The organism is Eubacterium sp. An3 (assembly GCF_002159465.1).
Taxonomy (GTDB): domain Bacteria; phylum Bacillota; class Clostridia; order Lachnospirales; family Lachnospiraceae; genus Anaerobutyricum; species Anaerobutyricum stercoris.
Genome location: NZ_NFIR01000012.1, coordinates 39,409 through 57,998 on the forward strand (window position 1 = coordinate 39,409; position 18,590 = coordinate 57,998).

General features: G+C 45.2%; 16 protein-coding genes. 2 read left to right on the forward strand and 14 right to left on the reverse strand.

Going from position 1 to position 18,590, the window contains the following annotated elements:
- Window positions 1–6: 6 nt before the first annotated feature.
- The 6 genes from B5F87_RS11100 to B5F87_RS11125 form a co-directional block, all read right to left on the reverse strand.
- Entirely contained in the window at window positions 7–387 is a 381-nt protein-coding gene (locus tag B5F87_RS11100; RefSeq protein ID WP_087281017.1) for a diacylglycerol kinase family protein, read from the reverse strand.
- A gap of 236 nt (window positions 388–623) precedes the next feature.
- Window positions 624–1,718 carry an ABC transporter permease gene (locus B5F87_RS11105; RefSeq protein ID WP_087281019.1) on the reverse strand — a complete coding sequence of 365 codons (1,095 nt, stop codon included), beginning with the start codon at window positions 1,716–1,718 and terminating at the stop codon, window positions 624–626.
- Window position 1,719: 1 nt separating this feature from the next.
- Entirely contained in the window at window positions 1,720–3,255 is a 1,536-nt protein-coding gene (locus tag B5F87_RS11110; protein ID WP_087281021.1) for a biotin/lipoyl-binding protein, read from the reverse strand.
- A 4-nt stretch (window positions 3,256–3,259) separates the two neighbouring features.
- Window positions 3,260–4,129 (reverse strand): carbohydrate ABC transporter permease, encoded by an 870-nt coding sequence (locus B5F87_RS11115; RefSeq protein ID WP_242964418.1) that lies wholly within the window; start codon window positions 4,127–4,129, stop codon window positions 3,260–3,262.
- Window positions 4,126–4,974, reverse strand: coding sequence for a sugar ABC transporter permease (locus B5F87_RS11120; protein WP_087281023.1), 849 nt, complete (start codon window positions 4,972–4,974; stop codon window positions 4,126–4,128). Before B5F87_RS11120 ends, B5F87_RS11115 begins: the two co-directional genes overlap by 4 nt.
- The gene (locus B5F87_RS11125) at window positions 4,971–7,235 is read right to left on the reverse strand and encodes an extracellular solute-binding protein (protein WP_087281025.1); all 2,265 of its coding nucleotides are present in this window, start codon (window positions 7,233–7,235) and stop codon (window positions 4,971–4,973) included. The genes B5F87_RS11120 and B5F87_RS11125 overlap by 4 nt, the downstream gene beginning before the upstream one ends.
- A gap of 161 nt (window positions 7,236–7,396) precedes the next feature.
- On the opposite strand from B5F87_RS11125, the gene B5F87_RS11130 reads away from it, so the two are divergent.
- Both B5F87_RS11130 and B5F87_RS11135 read left to right on the forward strand, forming a co-directional pair.
- Complete coding sequence (locus tag B5F87_RS11130) at window positions 7,397–8,065, forward strand: response regulator transcription factor (protein WP_087281027.1); 669 nt, start codon at window positions 7,397–7,399, stop codon at window positions 8,063–8,065.
- A 35-nt stretch (window positions 8,066–8,100) separates the two neighbouring features.
- Window positions 8,101–9,420: a HAMP domain-containing sensor histidine kinase gene (locus B5F87_RS11135; RefSeq protein WP_158097026.1), complete on the forward strand. Its 1,320-nt coding sequence runs from the start codon at window positions 8,101–8,103 to the stop codon at window positions 9,418–9,420.
- Window positions 9,421–9,437: 17 nt separating this feature from the next.
- Here the strand turns inward: B5F87_RS11135 and B5F87_RS11140 are convergent, their stop codons facing one another.
- From B5F87_RS11140 to B5F87_RS11175, 8 genes are all read right to left on the reverse strand, one after another.
- Window positions 9,438–10,547, reverse strand: a complete 1,110-nt coding sequence (locus B5F87_RS11140; RefSeq protein ID WP_343215758.1) for a glycoside hydrolase family 172 protein — start codon at window positions 10,545–10,547, stop codon at window positions 9,438–9,440.
- Between the two features lie 39 nt (window positions 10,548–10,586).
- Window positions 10,587–14,153, reverse strand: a complete 3,567-nt coding sequence (locus tag B5F87_RS11145) for an ABC transporter ATP-binding protein/permease (protein ID WP_087281031.1) — start codon at window positions 14,151–14,153, stop codon at window positions 10,587–10,589.
- A gap of 126 nt (window positions 14,154–14,279) precedes the next feature.
- Window positions 14,280–14,732, reverse strand: a complete 453-nt coding sequence (locus tag B5F87_RS11150; protein WP_087281033.1) for a low molecular weight protein-tyrosine-phosphatase — start codon at window positions 14,730–14,732, stop codon at window positions 14,280–14,282.
- Window positions 14,733–14,917: 185 nt separating this feature from the next.
- Window positions 14,918–16,138 carry a tyrosine-type recombinase/integrase gene (locus B5F87_RS11155; RefSeq protein WP_087281035.1) on the reverse strand — a complete coding sequence of 407 codons (1,221 nt, stop codon included), beginning with the start codon at window positions 16,136–16,138 and terminating at the stop codon, window positions 14,918–14,920.
- A gap of 108 nt (window positions 16,139–16,246) precedes the next feature.
- On the reverse strand, window positions 16,247–16,462 hold the full coding sequence (locus B5F87_RS11160; protein ID WP_087281037.1) for an excisionase: 216 nt from the start codon (window positions 16,460–16,462) through the stop codon (window positions 16,247–16,249).
- A gap of 146 nt (window positions 16,463–16,608) precedes the next feature.
- Window positions 16,609–16,863, reverse strand: a complete 255-nt coding sequence (locus B5F87_RS11165; RefSeq protein ID WP_087281039.1) for a hypothetical protein — start codon at window positions 16,861–16,863, stop codon at window positions 16,609–16,611.
- An 11-nt stretch (window positions 16,864–16,874) separates the two neighbouring features.
- The gene (locus tag B5F87_RS11170; RefSeq protein ID WP_087281040.1) at window positions 16,875–17,786 is read right to left on the reverse strand and encodes a hypothetical protein; all 912 of its coding nucleotides are present in this window, start codon (window positions 17,784–17,786) and stop codon (window positions 16,875–16,877) included.
- Window positions 17,787–17,896: 110 nt separating this feature from the next.
- A complete protein-coding gene (locus tag B5F87_RS11175; protein WP_087281042.1) occupies window positions 17,897–18,499 on the reverse strand; it encodes a hypothetical protein in 603 nt (200 codons plus the stop codon).
- Window positions 18,500–18,590 lie beyond the last annotated feature (91 nt).

Genomic DNA, 18,590 nt, shown 5'->3' on the forward strand with positions numbered 1-18,590 from the left:
ATGAACTTAAAAAATACCGATAAAATCAAGAACCTTTGGAACAAAAATCACACATCCGATGATAGCCGCCATGATGGCGGATATGAGAACCGCCCCTGCCGCCGTATCTTTGGCGACCTTGGCCAGAGGCTTTCTCTCCTCTGTGACCAGATCCACCACAGATTCCACCGCTGTATTGACAAGTTCCAAAGACAGGATCAATCCGAACAGAACGAGACAGATGCACCATTCCGTCACGGATAAATGTAAAACAAGCCCCGCTGCTATGACAAGAAACATGAAGACACAATGTATCTTGATATTTCTTTCTTTTCTTATACATGTAAATATTCCCTCAAATGCATAAGAAAAGCTTTTATAGAGCGGAGCCTTTTTTCTGTCTGACATATGAATCACCTGCTTTGGCGCGGTTTTCAAATCAGTGTGATCTGACCGGATCTTTGAGAAAACCGCACAATTTTTTAATTATTATATTGTATATTGTACCACAAATTAGACAGTTTGTGCACATCTAAAAAACACGTATTTATGCGGAAAATTCAGTATATAAAGCGAAGCAAGATTGCCCAAAATGATACCATTTAGTAACAAATTAGTAACACAATTTTACTTCCTGATTTGGGCTATTTCTTTTTATTTTTTGTACTTTTTTCAGTTATTTTAAAAAACAAAGCACATCTCAAACTGCTGAAAAAATAACAAATGACAGCCCCGCTTCCGGCAGCCGCGGCAGTTCCCATGAGCCTGAGTCGCTGCAGAGCCATAGGGCTTTTTTCTCCTGACAGAAATGTAGTGAAGTTCTCCGTCTGTTTCTCCGCCCATCGGCTCCAGAAGGAGAAGTCCGACCAGCGGGTGGGGATCATATCTTCCGGAATCTGCGGATGAATTCCCGTCAGAAAGAAAAACAGCCACACAAGGCATAACAACAGCAGCGCAGCCAGAAGAACCCGGACCGGATATCGCCGGTTTTTTCTCATCAGAGAAAACGTTTGTCCCAGTAGGCTGCTCCACAGCGCCACCGGCAGCAAAAAACTGAATGCCGCTGCCAGATCGGATATCCCTTTCTGGCGGCTGATCTCTCCCGTAATCCCATGTCGGACCATAAATTCCTCTATTTGACTGGAGCTGCCCTGCTGCTTTTTACCGTTGCTTCCTTCCGATGGAAACCGCAGGGAAATATGATGAAAGGCGACGGCGCTGCTGCCGCCTCCAGCGACTCCATTTTCAAAAGATACTCCATTTCCAGCGGAGTCATGGTCAAAAACGGCCTCCTGCACCACAAGTACCGGCGTATCCTCCGGAAGAATTCCGCGGATGGTGAAAGTCTCTCCATTGTACTGAAGTTCACTGTTGACAACGTTCCGGCTCCCGAACAGGGTTTCCGCTGTGAGAGCGTCAATGAGGCAGCCGCCGGTATCGTCCTTTTTCAGCACCGGTCCGTCAAAAAGCAGATATGAATCTCCATTCAGCAAAAGAACGGATACATTTTCCTGCCGGTCCCACGCTGTATTTTCCACCAGTGCGTCTTTTTCTTCCTCCCAGAGAGTGAAAAGAAGCGGCGAGTCCTGCTGCTTTTCCAGCATCCGCATCTCTTCGGCGGCGTCTCCCGTGACAGTGTCTCCCGCCAGGAGAATCTCTGCATCGGCGGTCAGAGACAGTCCGGCGGCGGCAATTCTTGCCAGGACAAATAAGACGATGGACAGCGCTGTCATAAACATACTACGAAGTCTCTTCTTCCTCCCTGACCCGGTCGCCGTCCTCGACGGATCTGCTGGAAGAAATGATGATGGTACTGTCTGCATTGATGACCCCTTCCTTTATGGCTGCGTAAGTTTCATTTTTATCAAGGACGGTGACTTCTGTCCGCTGGGCAAACCATTCCTCTCCCAGAACAGATTCTCTTTTCTCCACCGTCAGAATATATTCTTTATTATTTTCTTCCCGCAAAGCGGAAAGAGGAATGGTGGAGGCATATTTTTCTGACTTCTGGGTGACAATCATGGTGGCTGTCTGCCCGATAGATAATCCGCTGTTCGTGAGAGCGTCGCCGGTGAGCAGTACTGAAGCGTCCAGAGAATCAGCACCCGCAGTGGTTTCTCCATCCGCTCCGCTTTCCGTCACGGATTCCAGGGACAGCCCCTCTGCTACCGGAGTCTCTCCATCTAAAGACAGGGAGATTTCCGCATTGTCCGTCAGATATTTTTCATCTTCTTTAGAAAACTGAGCCGTAAACCGTATACCGGCACTCAGATCCGCCATGCGCATGACTGCTTCCTCTGTAGTCATACTGCCGGCTGTCACCGCCACATTGGTGATGACTCCGTCATTGTCCGCTTTGATCTGCCCTTTTGCCTCCTTTATTTTATTCAACTTGCTAAGATTTTTTTCATAAGTGTCTATGGACAGATCGTTGATGGCTCCAGTGTTATCCTTTTCCAGCGGCTTTTTTGCCTCGTCGATGGCCTGCTGCGCTTCACTGAGCGCGCTTTTCTGACTATTTTTGGCGTCCTCATAAGCTTGTTCTTTTTGTTCCACCAGGCTTTTCAGGCTCTCAATGTTGCCGGTATCCGATTGTTTTCCTTTTTTATTTGCTTTTTTCTTATCTTTTTTAGCCTGCCGCAAATCCTTTCTGGCCTTTTCCAGTTCTTTCTTTGCCGCCGATACAGCGTCGGAGCCGGCGCTCTTGGCGTCAGCATAGTTTTTCTCTGCCTGACGAATGGATTTGCTTCTGCTGTCTTCCTGCAGATTTCTGTTATAATCCAGAGCGTCATTGCTGAGCTGCAGAGATTTTATCTCCTTTTCTACCTCGTCAATCTTCTCCTGGAGCTGTTCCAGATTAATTTTTAACAGCACGTCATCTTTTTTTACAGTATCTCCCACATTGACATATACAGATTCCACCTGCAATCCGGACTCCACCGACACAGCAGTTTCCCGGTTCTGTATGGCGGTCCCGGCGGCGGAAATTCTATGTTCGATGACCCGGGCCGCCGGCGCGTCCACCTGTACCCTCGGTACTGTGACACTGTCCGCCCAGCGGGATAAAAATGTAAATAATACCATAATGGCAAGGAAAACTGCCAGCAGCCGGATAGCACGGCTGCGCAGGGACTGCTCGGTCTGCCACTGAAATTCCAGAATCGCTTTGAGACGATGCTGTACGCCGGATAAAGATGTTCGGAGATCGCGGCTTTTTTGGATATTCCGGTTCTTTTTCATGATCTTTAGAAATCCCCCTTTTCTATGTTCTGTCATAATTTCATCCTTTCAGACCGGAAGCGGCAATGCCCTGTTCCAGATAATTCTGTCCCGCCAGAAAGACCAGCAGAGCCGGAAGCAGTGTGATGACAGACGCCGTCACCGCCATACCGGCATTGGACAGGGTAATATCCGGCAGAAATAAAGACAACGGCCACAGCCGCTGATCTTTTAAGAATGTCAGCGGCTGTTCCACCAGATTCCAGTATTCCAGAAAACCGAGCACCGCCTGGGAGATAATACCGGCACTGCCCAGGGGAAGACCGAACTGCAAAAAAATCTGCAACTCCCCCGCTCCGTCGATCCTCGCAGATTCCAGAATTTCCACCGGAATGGAGGAGAAAAAACGGTAAAGAAGAAATACCGGAAATGTGGAAAAAATACCCGGCAGAATGATGGAAAGCTGCGTATCCATGAGACCCATTCCGTTCAGAACCAGGTAATTGGACAGCATGGTAACCTGAAAGGGCATCAGCATCAGCACCATATACAGGGTAAAGAGCAGATTATGGCATGGAAACCGGTAGCGGGCAAAGGCCCAGGCCGCCGGAACTCCTACCAGCAGCTGTCCTAAAAGAATCCCTCCGGTAATTTTCACGGAATTCCAGAACATGATGAAAAATTCCGGCGTATCCAGAAGAATTTCAACATATGACCGCAAAGTCGGATATAAAGGAATCAGAACCAGACGGACAAAGCCGGTGCGCTCCCCGAGAATCGCCCCCAGTACCTGTCCGATCTCCGGGTTTCCCATGAGCGAAGCGCCGAACAAAAAAAGAATCGGATAACAGGTGAGCAAAGCAAAGATTCCAAGAAAAAATAAAAGCATATGGCTGCGAATCCAATTTCCCATGGCAATATCCTCCTTCATATATTGTCTTCCTTCTGCAGTCTGTTTTTCAGCAACAGAATCAGTACGAAAATAATGAAAAATACCAGAACCGCCGCTGCGGACAGTTTGTCCAGGGATAAATCCCGGAACCAGTTTTGAAAAACATGCTGCAAAAGATACATGTGCTCTTCCGGGTAGCTGCCGCCGATGAGATATGCCTCCCGGAATACCTTGAAAGAATTCAGCAGAGAAAGCACCGTGATGGTAAAAAAAGACGGCAGCAGATTAGGCAGGGTGATATAAAACAGACATTCCCGCTCACCCGCCCCATCCACACGGGCAGCCTCATAAATACTTTCCGGAATGGCGGAAAGTCCTGCCAGCCACAATATGACATCATATCCGATGTTTTTCCACAGATAAGTAAATACAAGAATCCAAAAAGAATACTGTGTATTCATCCAGTCTGCTCCGGAGATTCCAAAAAGATGAAGAAAACCGTTGAGCAGACCTTGTCCGTGGAAAAAATATTTCCATAAAAGCACAATGGATGATACGGGAATCGCCATGGGAATCAGGTAAATACTTTTGAAGAATCCCCCTCTTTTTCCTATGCGCCGAATCCAGAGACTTAAGGACAGCGAGGACAGCAGGAGCAGAGGAATACAGATGACTGTAAATCGGATGGAATTGCCGGCGGCCTGCCGGAAAGCGTCGTTTGTCAGGACCGACTGAAAATTGGAAATCCCGACAAACTGACCGCCGATGGCGGAAGTAAACGCCCGCCGCAAAACATCCAGAAAAGGAAGCAGTACAAATATGCTGACTCCCGCCATGCTGGGCAGCAGGAAGAAAACGCCCTTCCATACATTTTTTTTCATCATTCGGACAGATACAGCTGTATTTTCTGCATGGCAGTCTGCACCGTATCCTCAAGTCTCTGATTACCATTTAGATAAGCTTCGCCTTGTTCGATGATCTGTTCCCGAACCACTGTATCAGTGACCGCAGCCGTATCCAGCGAGTCAATGATACCGGAGAGGGCTTTGACATCTTCCTCTGTCGGCACGGTCATATCCAGACTGATCATCTCTCCATCCTCATTGGAGAAAGCCATAGCGCCGCTGGCTCCTTCCTCCTGCTGCATGAGCGCCTCAAAAGCGGTACGGTTTACAGGGAGACCGTTTCCAGATACAGAGCCCACTTCCTCAGAAAACATGGTCTTAATAAAGGCTTTCGCCTCCTCAGCATGTGTACTTTTACTGCTGATTCCGGCTGATAAATACGGAATAAAAATCTTCTGCTCCTGATTATTGAAAAGACCATAAGAAAACGTCTTTCCTTTTGTCTGCTGGTTGACTGACAAAATAGCCATCAGATCGGCATCTGAACCTATGGTTCCAAGATTTACGTCTATATCCCCGATGAACAAATCCAGAGTGCCGCTGCTGCCCACATTGGCAATCCCCTGTGTTTCCAGATCCAGAGCATTTTCTTTGTCGCTGTCCGCGTCGTAAATGGTCTTCGCCGCTTCAAAAAATTTCTGAAGACCCGCCTGATCTACTTTTGTCCCGTCAATCCACCCGGCGCTGTCCGCATCGAACAAATAGCCCAGTAATGTCTTCGCCGAAAGATTAATGACCGGGTTATCGTTCCCGTTTTGCGCCAGAGATTGTATATGAGAAGCGAGACCCTCAACCGTTCCGGCGGCGTCCACTGCCTGTTTCTCTCCCTCTACAAATGGCAGAAGGAAACGGGAAGGCAGTCCGTAATATTTTTCATCCTTTTTATAAACTTCACAGAGATTTTCGAAGAGACTGCTGTCTTTTTTTATCTCTTCCGCCACATCGCTGATATCCATGAGCAGGCCCTTCTCAATGTAATTGTCCACCGGCATGCCGTCCAGAATGATCACATCCGGCCCCTCTCCCGCCATGATATCGGAATTCAGGGTCCGCAGAGCATCATCGGCAGTCACAGCATTATCGCCGCTGCGGCCGATTTTCAGATTGACATAAATATCGGCGTGCTCTTTCTGAAAAGCAGAGATAGCATGGCGGATTTCGGAAGAATCTTCCAGCGCATAGACGGTCAGCTCTTTATCCGGCACCGTGGAGGCGTCGGCGGAATAGGCGTATTTTAAAAGCACGTCTCTGTCTGATTCGTCCTTCGCCCACAGAAGAAATGTATCCTCATTGATATGGAACAGTTTCCGGAAACTCGTATTTGGATTGCCAAGGGAATTAAGTTCTCCGTTGACCATCTGCTCACTGACGCTTCCGCCGGTATTATAGTGATAAATACCCTGATGACTGGCATAAAAAATATCATCGCCATCAGAATCAAAGACCATGGTCTTATCTCCCTGTACATAGGAATTGTCCGTATTTTCTTCTACAACGGCGTCCGGCAGCACGCTGTCCGCTCCGTTTTCTTCGGCGTCCGTCCGCAAAACATGTATTTCTCCTTCGGAAAAATAGAACAGACGGTTTCCGGAAGCATTAAATATCCTGGCATCGTCAGATGTTCCGGCCGTACCGGAAACTTCTCCGGTTTCTCCATTGATCCGATAAATATTTTGCTGTAAATCCAGCGCAAACAGGCTGCCGTCCTCCGTGAACTCTCCTTCGGAGACAAAATTACCAACGGATCCATCCCCGGACGATTCGGTGTCCTTCAGGGGAATGTCCAGTTTTCTGCCCTGACCGTCGGCGGCAAAAAGCCAGTTCTCCATAGAGGAACCGTCTGTTCCGAAGCCTCCGTTGACAAAAATCTTTCCGTCGGCGGAGATGGCGGCAGCATAAGTAAACGGGCAGTTTGCGGCGTCAAGCTCTTTTGGAAGAGCAATTTCTTCCCAGGAGCCACCGTTATTTTTGGAAGAGAAAAGTTTTCTCTCTGTTCCATCTCCTGTGAGAGCCATCATCTCCAGGGAACCGTCCGAAAGACGCCCGATGGTCTCGATCATGGTGATATCCTCCGGCAGAGTCAGCTCCTCTTCCAGAAAACGGCCTTTCGCTGTTTCACCTGCTGAAGTACTTCCCTCTGGCGCGGCATTTCCGCAGCCTGTCAGGGATATTATAAGAAGAAGCAGACATAGCAGCCATAAAATCAATCTATGTCCCGAAAATCTACTGGTTACCTGCATGTATAAGCACCTCCTGAAATGTTATGCCGTTATCTTAGCACAGCAGTCTCTATTTTTTCTCTAAAAGAGTCTCTAATTTTTGTCAGGTTTTAGAGATAGTTTAGAGAAAAATGTGGTATCATACCAATGTTTTGTGAAATAAAAACAGAAAGGGAAAAGCTATGAGAATTCTGTTAATTGAAGATGATAAAAATCTCTGTGACACATTGAAATATCAGCTGGAACGGGAAGGCATCCTGGTAGATGCCTGCACCGACGGGATGGATGGGCTGCACTATATGAAAGAAGACGCTCATGATATGGTGCTTCTGGATCGGATGCTTCCCACCATGAACGGCCTGCAGGTACTGAGGCGGGCCAGGGAAGCGCAGATAAAAACACCGGTCATCATGATCACCGCTCTGGGCGAGCTTTATGATAAAGTGGAGGGGCTGGACAGCGGAGCGGACGATTACATCGTAAAGCCCTTTGAATTTCCGGAACTTCTCGCCCGGATTCACTCTCTTTCCCGCCGCAGCGGCCAGTGGGAAGCCGGCGATTGTCTCTCTTATAAAGATATCAGTTATGATGCAGTGCTCCGCAAGCTGCAAAAGGGACGGCAGCAGATTCTTCTTTCCCGGAGAGAAGGCTCACTGCTGGAATTTTTTATCCGCAACGCCGGACAGACTCTGCCACGCAGCCTGCTGCTCTCCCGGGTATGGGGACCGGACGCAGAGGTGGAAGACGGCAATCTCGATAATTATGTACATTTTCTCCGCCGCCGGTTAAAAACTGTAAACAGTGAAGTATCCTTGATCACCGTGCGGGGCGTCGGTTATGTGCTGGAATAAATCAGATATATTCTGGAATGAAAAGAGGAGAATCCATGAAACAGAATAAGGACAGAAAGAAAAATATTTATCAGAAATTTCACTGGAAACTGACGCTTTTTGCCACGGTGGTGACCGGCTGTATCCTCGTGGGCGCCACCCTTCTCTGCCTGTCTCTTTCTGAGCGGGAACTGGAAAGAAATCAATACATTTCTTTCTTAAATAATGTCAATACCACCTTGTCCCACATGGAAAATCAGGCAGTCATCAGCCACCAGTGGCTGTCCCGTCTGGAAGCCAGCTGTCAGTTTATGATTCAGATTTATGATAACGGTACTCCCCTTTATTATCAGCAGCTGCACCATTCCGGAGGAGAGCTTTCTGTGATGGAAAAAGCTTCTGCGCTGGCAAGAGAAGAACATGGTATGGATATTTTTGCCGCGCCTTCTTCCGATAAACTGCTGCATCACGTGGAATACGCCATGGAAGATGCCGGCGTCACCTATTATGCCAGCGCCGCCACTCTTCCCATGGAAAAGGGATATCTTGGGATTCTTCTTCTCCATTCCACGGAAAATCTTCAGAAAGACATGCAGAAACAACGCCTGATTTTCCTGCTGGCTGATTTGGGCGCTGTGGCGGTTCTTTTTCTCTTTTTCTGGTTTTTTACCGGACGGCTGATCCGGCCGCTCATGGAAAGCCGGGCGAGACAAACCCGGTTTATCTCCGCCGCTTCCCACGAGCTTCGGGCGCCTCTGACAGTGATCATGTCCGCTCTGTCAGCCCTCGAGACGGCATCAGGAAACGACAGGCAAAGATTTATTGCCATGATGCAGTCGGAAGGCAAACGAATGTCACGTCTCATTGAGGATATGCTGTTTCTTGCCGGTTCTGACACCAGATCCTGGAGATTCTCCATGGAGGAAACTGAACTTGATACTCTTATCCTTGACGTATTTGAAAAGTATGAGACTGCGGCTGCAAAAACAAAACGGCAGCTCACCGTCCGTCTTCCGGAACAGGAGCTGCCGCCCTGTCTGTGCGATCCACAAAGAATCACGCAGGTACTATCTATACTTATTGATAACGCCCTCTCCTACACGCCGGAGGACAGCCGTATCACCCTTTCTCTGTCTGCATCCGAACACCGGTTTCTGCTGAAAGTCAGCGACAACGGTCCCGGCATCCCTGACGAGAATAAAGAAAAGGTCTTTGAGCGATTCTACCGGGCCGAGGACTCCCGGACCGGCAAAGAACATTTCGGTCTGGGACTCTGCATCGCCAGAGAAATTGTCGAAGCCCACGGCGGGCGCATCCAGGTGACCGACAACGTTCCACAAGGAGCCGTATTCTCGATCATGCTGCCAGACACATGAGAAATATATTCAGCCTATTACCGCGGCCAGCGGTTCCTGGCCACAGGAAACTCAGCAAATGGCTCATGGGGTTCCGTCTGATACCAGTAAGCCACCGTCGCCACATCATCCTGCCGCTCAAAAAGTCCGCCGTGACTAACACCGATCTGCTGCAGAGTTACTTTGAGTTCTTCCTCGAAGCAGATCGGGTCCAGGATGTGCCAGCGGTACAGACCGCGCATCGGCATACAGTCATCATTGTGGTAATCGTTGTGAATCAGATCGTCCTGTCTGGAATAGTAAGGATAGCCCATATACGGCATAGAATAATTCTGTTCTACCGTTTTACCGTTGATCTGGCGGGCAAAACTCCAGGAACCGCCGAAATAATCCTCTGTTCCCGTACCACAGATGGTCGGATATTCTTCATCACCGTCCAGATAGAACTTTACCTCGCCTTCTCCCCACCAGTATCTCTCCAGAGTGGTGAGCGCCAGATAGGTACCGACATAATGTCCGCTGCCACGGACGCCGTCGAGAATCACATAATCCTCCGCTTTTTTTGTGATTTCCTGCCGCCGCCACTGGGCATGAAAATAGCAGATATCCTCCGGAAGTTCTTCGCAGAGACCGTAATCAATCTGATAGAAAAAAGCAGGAATGGCGTTGGCATGCTGATTTTCCAGAGTGATTCTTGCTTTCTTTCCGAAAGGCATTGGAAAATAACAATTGAATCCCCGGTTGGGAGCTACGGCCACAGGAAGGGAATTGACGATGCATTCCCTTCCAAAGCCGCAGCAGAAGAAATCGCCCAGAGGCGTTTCCACCGAAGGCTCTTCTTCTCCGTCCCAGTACATCCGAAGCACCAGATCTCTCAGCACAAAGCAGTCCGCATCGCTGGTTTTGTTATCCACCGTAATCCAGATGTGTTGAATTACACCCGGGCCGTCAATGTCCGCCAAGGTGACCGTCGCCCCGGAAGGAATATCCTTCAGACACGGGCTGCCTTTCCTGGAAGGGCCCAGCGGGCTTGCCGCCCTGCCGCCCTTTCCCTTTTCTCCGGTGGGATTTTCCGCATTGATGGCGCGGCTTTTCATATGTTTCGACAAAGGAAGCGCACCAAGGCCGCCAAAAAAACTGTTCATCATATGTCTTTCCTTCTTCCTTTCTATTTTTTACTATATTCTTTATTCGGTCCGCAGTGCCAGTACCGGATCGCTCTTCGCCGCCTTCTTTGACGGGATCAATCCGCCGAGAAGAGTCAGACCAACACTTAAAAGAATCAGAATAACCGCAGGAACCGGTGACAAAACGGCGTTAATATCGTTGCTGCCTGCCAATTGATGGATAAGCGCATTTCCCGGAATCAGAATGAGCAGCGTAAGTCCAATGCCCATTAAACCGGCGCACAGCCCGATAATAAATGTCTCCGCATTAAATACCTGCGAAATATTTCTTTTGGAAGCACCGATAGCCCGCAGTATACCAATCTCTTTTTTTCGTTCAAGCACACTGATGTAGGTAATGACGCCAATCATGATAGAAGACACAATCAGGGAAATCGCCACAAAGGCAATGAGCACATAGCTGATGATATCCACGATATCCGTCACCGAAGACATGAGCATGCCGACCATATCCGTATAGGTGATGACCTGTTCATCCTTTCCTTCCGATTCCATCTCGCTGTTATAATTGTCCAGAATATCCACCACATGTTCTTTACTTTCAAAATCCACCGGATAAATATCTATACCGCTCGGCTCGGCAAAATCCGCATAACCAAGAGTCCGGAGATTATTTTCATATGTAGCGCTCTGCGCTGCGCTCATGGATGTCATCAGTTCAGAAAATTCATCAAAATCCATATTCATGGAAAAAGCATTGGCAAAAGCGTCGCCGTCAATATTCATCATATCTCCCATACCACTTCCAAGCTGTGACATCATCTGCTGCATGGCATTGCCCATATTAGCGCCAATCTGATTCATAATCTGAGTCATAACGGCGTTCATCAGTGTCTGAATATCATCGGAATATTCGTCTGTCAGGTCATTCGTCGCTTTTTTTACTGCCCTGGTCAGATTCTTCTGCAGCTTTCCGGTATCAATCATATCAAGAAGCCCGGAATTTAACTGCTGCTGTGCATTGTCCGTCCCCAGATAATCTTTAAAATATTTACCGATATCCGCCGGATTCGGCATTCCATTTTGTGAAGCATATGCTTCATATCCGGCTGAAAGATCTTCTGCCAGTGCTCGGAGCTGTTCCTGTGAAACTGTGATATTTCCGTTTTTATCAATGACCTCACTGCCCCAGTCGCTCAATATCCTGCTGCCGGCATCCGTCTGCAGATACTCCAGTAAATATTCGTCAAACTTATCAGGGTCCGTATAGCCTTTGTCCGCAGCATATTTCTGATAACCGGCCAGCACCTCTCTAAATAAGTTTTTCATATCTTCATCTGACACGGAAAATGTACCATTTTGTGCCAGTATATTCATCAAATTCTCATTAATGATCTCTCTGGCGCTGTCCGTACTCAGGTAATTCATGAAATATTGTCCCAGATTGGCGTAATCAGCTTCCGGATGGGAAGAAATGTACTCCAGATAACCCTCCAGGAGCCTGGACGCCAGACCATTGAATTCATCTGTAGAAACCTTCATATCCACACCGTCAAACAAACCGTCCAGATCCAGGTCTTTCATCTCAGGTAGTTTAAAATTCATCTTATTCGGATCCAGCATTTTTGTCAGGTCAATGGAGCCTCCGCTGCTTCCGAACATGTCGGACATATCAAATTCTCCGGCGCCTCCAAACAGGGAATCCATATCAAAATTGAAAATATCTTTAAACGCATCTTCATTGACCGTGAACATGGAATCCATATTAAAATCTTTGTTTTTTCCGGTTTTTCCAAATTTCTTTCCAGTAAATATGTTTTTCTTTTTATGTGCAAGCTGTTCCTTTACAATCTCGCTGCCGGCAGCATTTTCCACCACATGCTTTGTAAGAGACGGCGGGTAGGCGATGCCTGCATTGAGAAGCAGACCTTTGGCATCCTCCGCCGGCTGCACAATGCCGACCACCTGGATATCTTCTCCGTCCGCCACCAGCTTTTTCATATATTTTTTATTATCTGATTTATCTGTCCAGACTTCGTAATCTTCATCATATTCATAAAAGTCCGCACTGTTGACCAGTTTAAACGTTGTCCCCAGAATATCCTTGTAGGAATAGGAACCCATATCTCCCGGCGTCTCCACGGTTTCCTCATCAATAAATTGCTGAATCATATCGTCAAGCTCCACTGCATCACGAAGTCCCAGTGTATAAAGCATAAAATCGCTGATACTTCCATCGGAAGTCAGAACTACAACACATTCATTATAATTTTCCGGCCATCGCCCCGCCTTTACCTCATACTGATTCTCATAAAGGCTGGTATTTTCCGGCATCTCATAAAATACATCGGTTCCCATCATGGAAGACATCATACTGTTGGAGCCCATGGAGGATCCAAAACCCAGCGCCTCAAAAGACTTATCCGGATTCACCTGACGGATCTTTGTCTTTCCGTCTTTCTCCTCCTGACGGAAAATCTGCGGCGCCACATTATAAGAATATTCCACCGCACTGGTATAATCCTCTATGCCGCTTTCTCCGCTGTCCAGATAAGTTTTCAAAGATTTTAAGTCGTTGGAATCCATGGTTGAAAACATATCTGACACCATCTCAATGACATTGACCTCTCCCTGTTCCTCATCTTTCTGCCCGGAATCTGCTCCAGTCATCATCATCGAGGAAAGATCAAAACCCGTGCTCTGAATCGTCAGCGGATACTGCGATAACGTATCCGTCTCCACGCTTTTAATATAATCATTGACACCGGTAGAAAGAGCAAGTATCAGGGAGATGCCTATAATTCCGATGGAACCGGCAAAAGAGGTCAGCAATGTCCGGGCCTTTTTGGTCCGAAGATTATTAAAACTCAGGGACAATGCCGTCAACAAAGACATGGACGACTTCCCCATGTTTTTATGCTTCAGCTCTTCCTGTTTTGTTTCTTCTATTATAAATGGATTACTGTCAGAACGGATTTTTCCATCCCTCAGATTCACAATACGGGTGGCGTACTGTTCCGCCAGCTCCGGATTATGAGTGACCATGACCACCAGACGGTCTTTGGCCACCTCCTGAAGCAGATCCATCACCTGCACACTGGTATTGCTGTCCAGCGCGCCTGTCGGTTCGTCGGCCAGCAAAATATCAGGATCATTGACCAGCGCCCTCGCGATTGCCACACGCTGCATCTGCCCGCCGGAAAGTTGATTAGGCTTCTTATGTACCTGCTCTCCAAGTCCTACTTTTGTGAGAGCCTGAATGGCCCTCTCTCTTCTCTCGCTTTTTCCCACACCGGAGATAGTCAATGCCAGTTCCACATTGGAAAGAATTGTCTGATGTGGTATCAGATTATAACTTTGAAACACAAAACCAATGGTATGATTCCGATAGGAATCCCAGTCTCTGTCCTTATATTTTTTTGTGGAAATCCCATTAATAATCAGATCACCGCTGTCGTACCGGTCAAGACCGCCAATGATATTAAGAAGTGTCGTCTTACCGGAGCCGCTGGGACCCAGGATTGCCACAAACTCATTATCCCGGAGATTTAAATCCACATGATCCAGTGCCTTCTGGACCAGATCTCCTGTCCTGTACTCTTTACAGAGCTGTCTGACTTGAAGCATTCTGCTTAATTCCCCTCTTTCTGTCTTTACATTTTCTGTTATCGGATCACAATCCCTTTCAGGAAAACAAACATTCCATATATATTCGAGCTCTCCGGAAAAAATACATTTCTTCCCGCTGACACCCTAAAAACCCAGATACTGCAGAAAACCAGTGCATCCCCGGATCAGATCCTCATACGTCTCGTCAAAATTACCGGTATACCACGGATCTGCGATCTCCCGCCGCTCTCCGGCGTATTCCAGAAGCATATGAACCTTATTCTCCGGATCCCGTCTGATAATCCTCATGATATTGCGCACATTCCACTCATCCATGCAGATCAGATAATCAAACGCATCGTAATCCTCTCTTGTCAACTGTCTTGCCCAGCGCCGCTCATTGGGAATCCCCATTTCATCCAGCTTTCGTTTGGCGCCCGGGTGCAGGGAGCGGCCGATTTCCTCCGTGCTGGTGGCACAGGATTCAATATAAAACTCATCTTCCAGGCTCTTCTGCCTGATCATATCTTTTAAAATGAATTCGCACATTGGTGATCTGCAGATATTGCCGTGACAAATTGCTAATACTTTGATCATACCTTATAAATTCTCACTTTCTTTTATTATAGCCCGTATTTGTGCAGTGTTTCGCAAGATACAAGTGTAGCATAACTTCGCATAAATTGGTATATTTTTTCCACCGAAAGTGGTAAAATAGTGGTAAAATCAGTGGCAAATTGAAGGGTTTACCACTTCATTTTATGTTAATATATCATGGAAATCTAAACCGAACCTAAACGCATAAGCTCCTCCCGGGCAACTTCTATACCTAAATGTGTATATGTATTCATGGTTACACCGATATCCGCATGTCCCATTAAGTATTGTAGAACTTTTGGGTACATTCCACTCTTGGCCATATTGCTGCAATAGGTATGTCGGCAAATATGCGGTGTTATATGAGGCAGCTGCAGTTTATAAATATTATTGTGTTTTTCTACAGCATTATTAAACCATTTGTTCCATTCATACCCGAGTGTAGGGCGAAGCCCTTTCTTTGCCCTGTAGTTAAGCCAGATAAATCCCGTATATCCATCAACCACAGGTTCTATTGCAGGTTTTATCCTGGAAGAAACAGCATGTTTTAAGCATTGGTAGACTTCTTGGCTCATAGGTAATGTCCGTATCCCGCTTTTTGTTTTTGGAGCTTGAATATATAAAATGCCACCCCGTTTATATTGTAATTGTTTAGTAATCTTGATTTCGCGTTTTTTGAAATTGATATCTGATATTGTCAGGGCACAGAGTTCAGAGATACGTACTCCGGTTTTAAACAAAAAAAACATCCCATCATAATATTGTGAAAAATGCTCGTCTTCTTTCACAAATTTTAGGAATTTTCTCTCCATTTCTCTGGAGATAGCATCCCTAGTATGGCTGTCATCAATTAAAACATTGGCTAAGGGCCAGTCAAAGGGGTTTTTTATGATCAAATCGTCCTCATAAGCCATTTGGAATGCCGGACGTAGAACGCCCCGGAGAATATGGATGGAATGATATTTTTTGCCATTTACTTTTTGTAGTTTAATTAAAAACAGTTTTGCGTCAGATACATGTACATCACGAATTTTTTTGTATCCGAAGGACTCCTTTTTTAATAAATTTAATGCGGTTCGATGGCATGATTTTGTAGTTTCACGGAGTCCTACCAATGTACTGAGGTAGCGCTCACATAACTCTACCACTGTTAAATTTCCGCCATATGGATCGACTCCTTTAAATAACGCTTTTTTAATTTCCTTTTCCATATCCCGCAAAGCGGGCTTATCTTTTTTTCCAGGAGGAGTTTTGTCACTTGCAACTAATCTCCAACTGTAAATAGACCTCTTCTCTCCGCTCATATCGATGTAGCGATATTCATAAGACCCATCTTTTTTTTGTATTTCATTGGTGTCTAAAATACGTCCTTTCTTATCTCTTCGTTTTTTATCGTTTTTCGCCATACTCTTACTCCTTATATAATAGCAAGAGCTAATCTAACTGCTTTTATTATAGCATTGATGAGCTCTTCCTTTATAGAATAAATTTCTGCGGTTCTACAGCAATAAAAATCAAATATCACTAGTGATATTCAAAAATTTTTCAAAGGCTGTCCGATGAATCATCAATTTTACCCCATTATAAGTAAATAGCCCTTCTCCTTTATGCTCTTCAGCAATCTGACGTATCTTTTTTTGTCCAATTCCAAAATATGCAGATGCTTCGGCAACGGTTAAACAATATTTTTCAGCTGGTTTTAAATGAATCGTTGTTTTTTTACCTTCCATAATGTTCCTCCTTATACAACAAAGAAATAATTTCGGAATTAATATAAAAAAAACAAAAAATCATTCGCTGCTCACGCACGATGGATTTAGGGTAAAATAAAAAACTCGTGTGGTTTTCTTATATACCACACGAGTTTTTATCTTTTTTACAAATGAACAACTCCATCAAGTACATCGAAGAGCTGTGCTCTTATGGTTTGTAAAAATGTATCCTCTGTCTGAGTTTGAAGATTCCAATTTAAAGTATATCTGTATGGAATACCGTTAATGATTGCACTGAATTCACAAACCCTAGAATGATTTTCCGAATAGTCAAGTTTGAAATCAAAATCATCTGTAATACATCCCAATATATCTCCAAACTGCTCTTTAATGAGCGAAATTTCTTCGTGTATGTTCATTCCATTTCCTCCTACTCTGTTACTGGGTATAAGACGATATCTGCAGGCTCTATGCCTTCAATTTCAGCGATTTCTTTTCTTATACCCTCAAGACTATAAAAATGGCAATATGTTCTATATCCAGAGATTTCATCTGGACTGGAAGGAATATAATCTTCATCATGGATGATCCATTCAGTCCCCTCGTTGAAATATTCCATAGAGAAGTTTTCTAATGACTTATCCGTCCACTGGTTTACCGGGTAATAGATCGTATTCCAATCAGATTGACCAGATCCACGAATCGTCATGTAATCCCATGGCTCCCCTTCCACGATAGCGAGAAGACTGCAGATGATCTTATCATTATCTGCTCTTGCATAATCGAAAGACCGGATTAAACTTTTAATGGAGTTTAATTCCTCAACGGAGTATGATTCTCCTCCCTTTTTTGGTAAATTGCAGGTAATATCCGTGTATTCCCATAATTCACCATCATCTAAGGCATCTTTTACACGAGAGAAAGAATCCGTCAGGTGTTCCTTGTAATGTGAGTTTCCGGACACGACAATATTGTCTGGAAAGCAGAGTTCATCATAATATAGTGGAGACTCCTGAAGATCCAGTGATACTTGCTTCGCATACACTTTTCCACCATATCCATGTTCTTCTAGCCACAGCTGGAAATCTTCTGCGGATAACAGGAATTTCATATAATCTTTATCCTTGTATTCCGCATCCATAAATTCGTCAAAACAGGCCCACAGGGAACCATTCCAAAAGCCATGCTCTTCCACATATTTTGAAAAAGATTTGTTGTAATCATGGGCCTTATCCCAATCTGCGACTGTTTCTGAAATGTCATCCATGGTAATGCCATGGGTCAACATCCAATGCATTTGGTATCTGAGATAAGCCTTTTCATGTAAATCATTTGCTTTCATAATATTTGCCTCCTTGATTTATGATTTTTTTTATGAACTCAATATGTCTGGAGAAAAATTAATTTATCAAAAAAAAGAGCGCTCAAAAATAAGCGCTCAAAGTTGTCTTATCACATAAACCCATCCATCGTCATTTTGGTTCTGATAGCCTTGATTTCTGACAGAACAGGGAGAATGGATTCATCCTGTTGATCATGTAAGTGTTTTTCAATAGCATTTTTAAAATCATTGATAATGAATGTGATCTCTGAACATATTTTATTTGATACATTTGTTTGCACAGGCTGATTAGTTAACGCAACATATTTTTTCACCAAATCAATGATTTCCGGGACATAACAATCAAGAATCGTTTCATCTGAAGATGTTATATTCGGATATGCAGTATAAATAGCAGCCAGCAAAGAATTGATTTCTTTTATCGTATGTACGAATTCCTCATTCTTGATATTTTCTGTTGGGATAGAATATTCTTGTTCGCATCGCTCTTTAAACCGTTTAGAGATAGCCTCTTCTTTAATTTGTTTGGATAACCTCTTATAATCTTTACTTACATCTTTTCCAGTGATTTTGCTTAAAACAGATATCCATTGACGGTCTGAACCCCAAAAAGGTTCCGAATCCCGAGTAACCTTTATAGCCCAGATAATGCCAAAAACACAAAGTATTATGAGACTAAAGTAACAAATTATAAAAAAAAGTTCAGCGCTCATATAATTATCCTCCTTTTTATTACTGTTTTTTCTTTTCTAATATATAAAAAACAAAAATTATTTTTCTGTTTCCTTACCATATTTTTTATGA

Coding starts and splice junctions, on each gene's coding strand:
- B5F87_RS11100 (WP_087281017.1), bottom strand. CDS start 387: ATGTCAGACAGAAAAAAGGCTCCGCTCTATAAAAGCTTTTCTTATGCA.
- B5F87_RS11155 (WP_087281035.1), bottom strand. CDS start 16,138: ATGGCGAAAAACGATAAAAAACGAAGAGATAAGAAAGGACGTATTTTA.
- B5F87_RS11165 (WP_087281039.1), bottom strand. CDS start 16,863: ATGAACATACACGAAGAAATTTCGCTCATTAAAGAGCAGTTTGGAGAT.
- B5F87_RS11145 (WP_087281031.1), bottom strand. CDS start 14,153: ATGCTTCAAGTCAGACAGCTCTGTAAAGAGTACAGGACAGGAGATCTG.
- B5F87_RS11135 (WP_158097026.1), top strand. CDS start 8,101: ATGAAACAGAATAAGGACAGAAAGAAAAATATTTATCAGAAATTTCAC.
- B5F87_RS11160 (WP_087281037.1), bottom strand. CDS start 16,462: ATGGAAGGTAAAAAAACAACGATTCATTTAAAACCAGCTGAAAAATAT.
- B5F87_RS11175 (WP_087281042.1), bottom strand. CDS start 18,499: ATGAGCGCTGAACTTTTTTTTATAATTTGTTACTTTAGTCTCATAATA.
- B5F87_RS11110 (WP_087281021.1), bottom strand. CDS start 3,255: ATGACAGAACATAGAAAAGGGGGATTTCTAAAGATCATGAAAAAGAAC.
- B5F87_RS11130 (WP_087281027.1), top strand. CDS start 7,397: ATGAGAATTCTGTTAATTGAAGATGATAAAAATCTCTGTGACACATTG.
- B5F87_RS11140 (WP_343215758.1), bottom strand. CDS start 10,547: ATGATGAACAGTTTTTTTGGCGGCCTTGGTGCGCTTCCTTTGTCGAAA.
- B5F87_RS11125 (WP_087281025.1), bottom strand. CDS start 7,235: ATGCAGGTAACCAGTAGATTTTCGGGACATAGATTGATTTTATGGCTG.
- B5F87_RS11120 (WP_087281023.1), bottom strand. CDS start 4,974: ATGATGAAAAAAAATGTATGGAAGGGCGTTTTCTTCCTGCTGCCCAGC.
- B5F87_RS11105 (WP_087281019.1), bottom strand. CDS start 1,718: ATGTTTATGACAGCGCTGTCCATCGTCTTATTTGTCCTGGCAAGAATT.
- B5F87_RS11115 (WP_242964418.1), bottom strand. CDS start 4,129: ATGAAGGAGGATATTGCCATGGGAAATTGGATTCGCAGCCATATGCTT.
- B5F87_RS11170 (WP_087281040.1), bottom strand. CDS start 17,786: ATGAAAGCAAATGATTTACATGAAAAGGCTTATCTCAGATACCAAATG.
- B5F87_RS11150 (WP_087281033.1), bottom strand. CDS start 14,732: ATGATCAAAGTATTAGCAATTTGTCACGGCAATATCTGCAGATCACCA.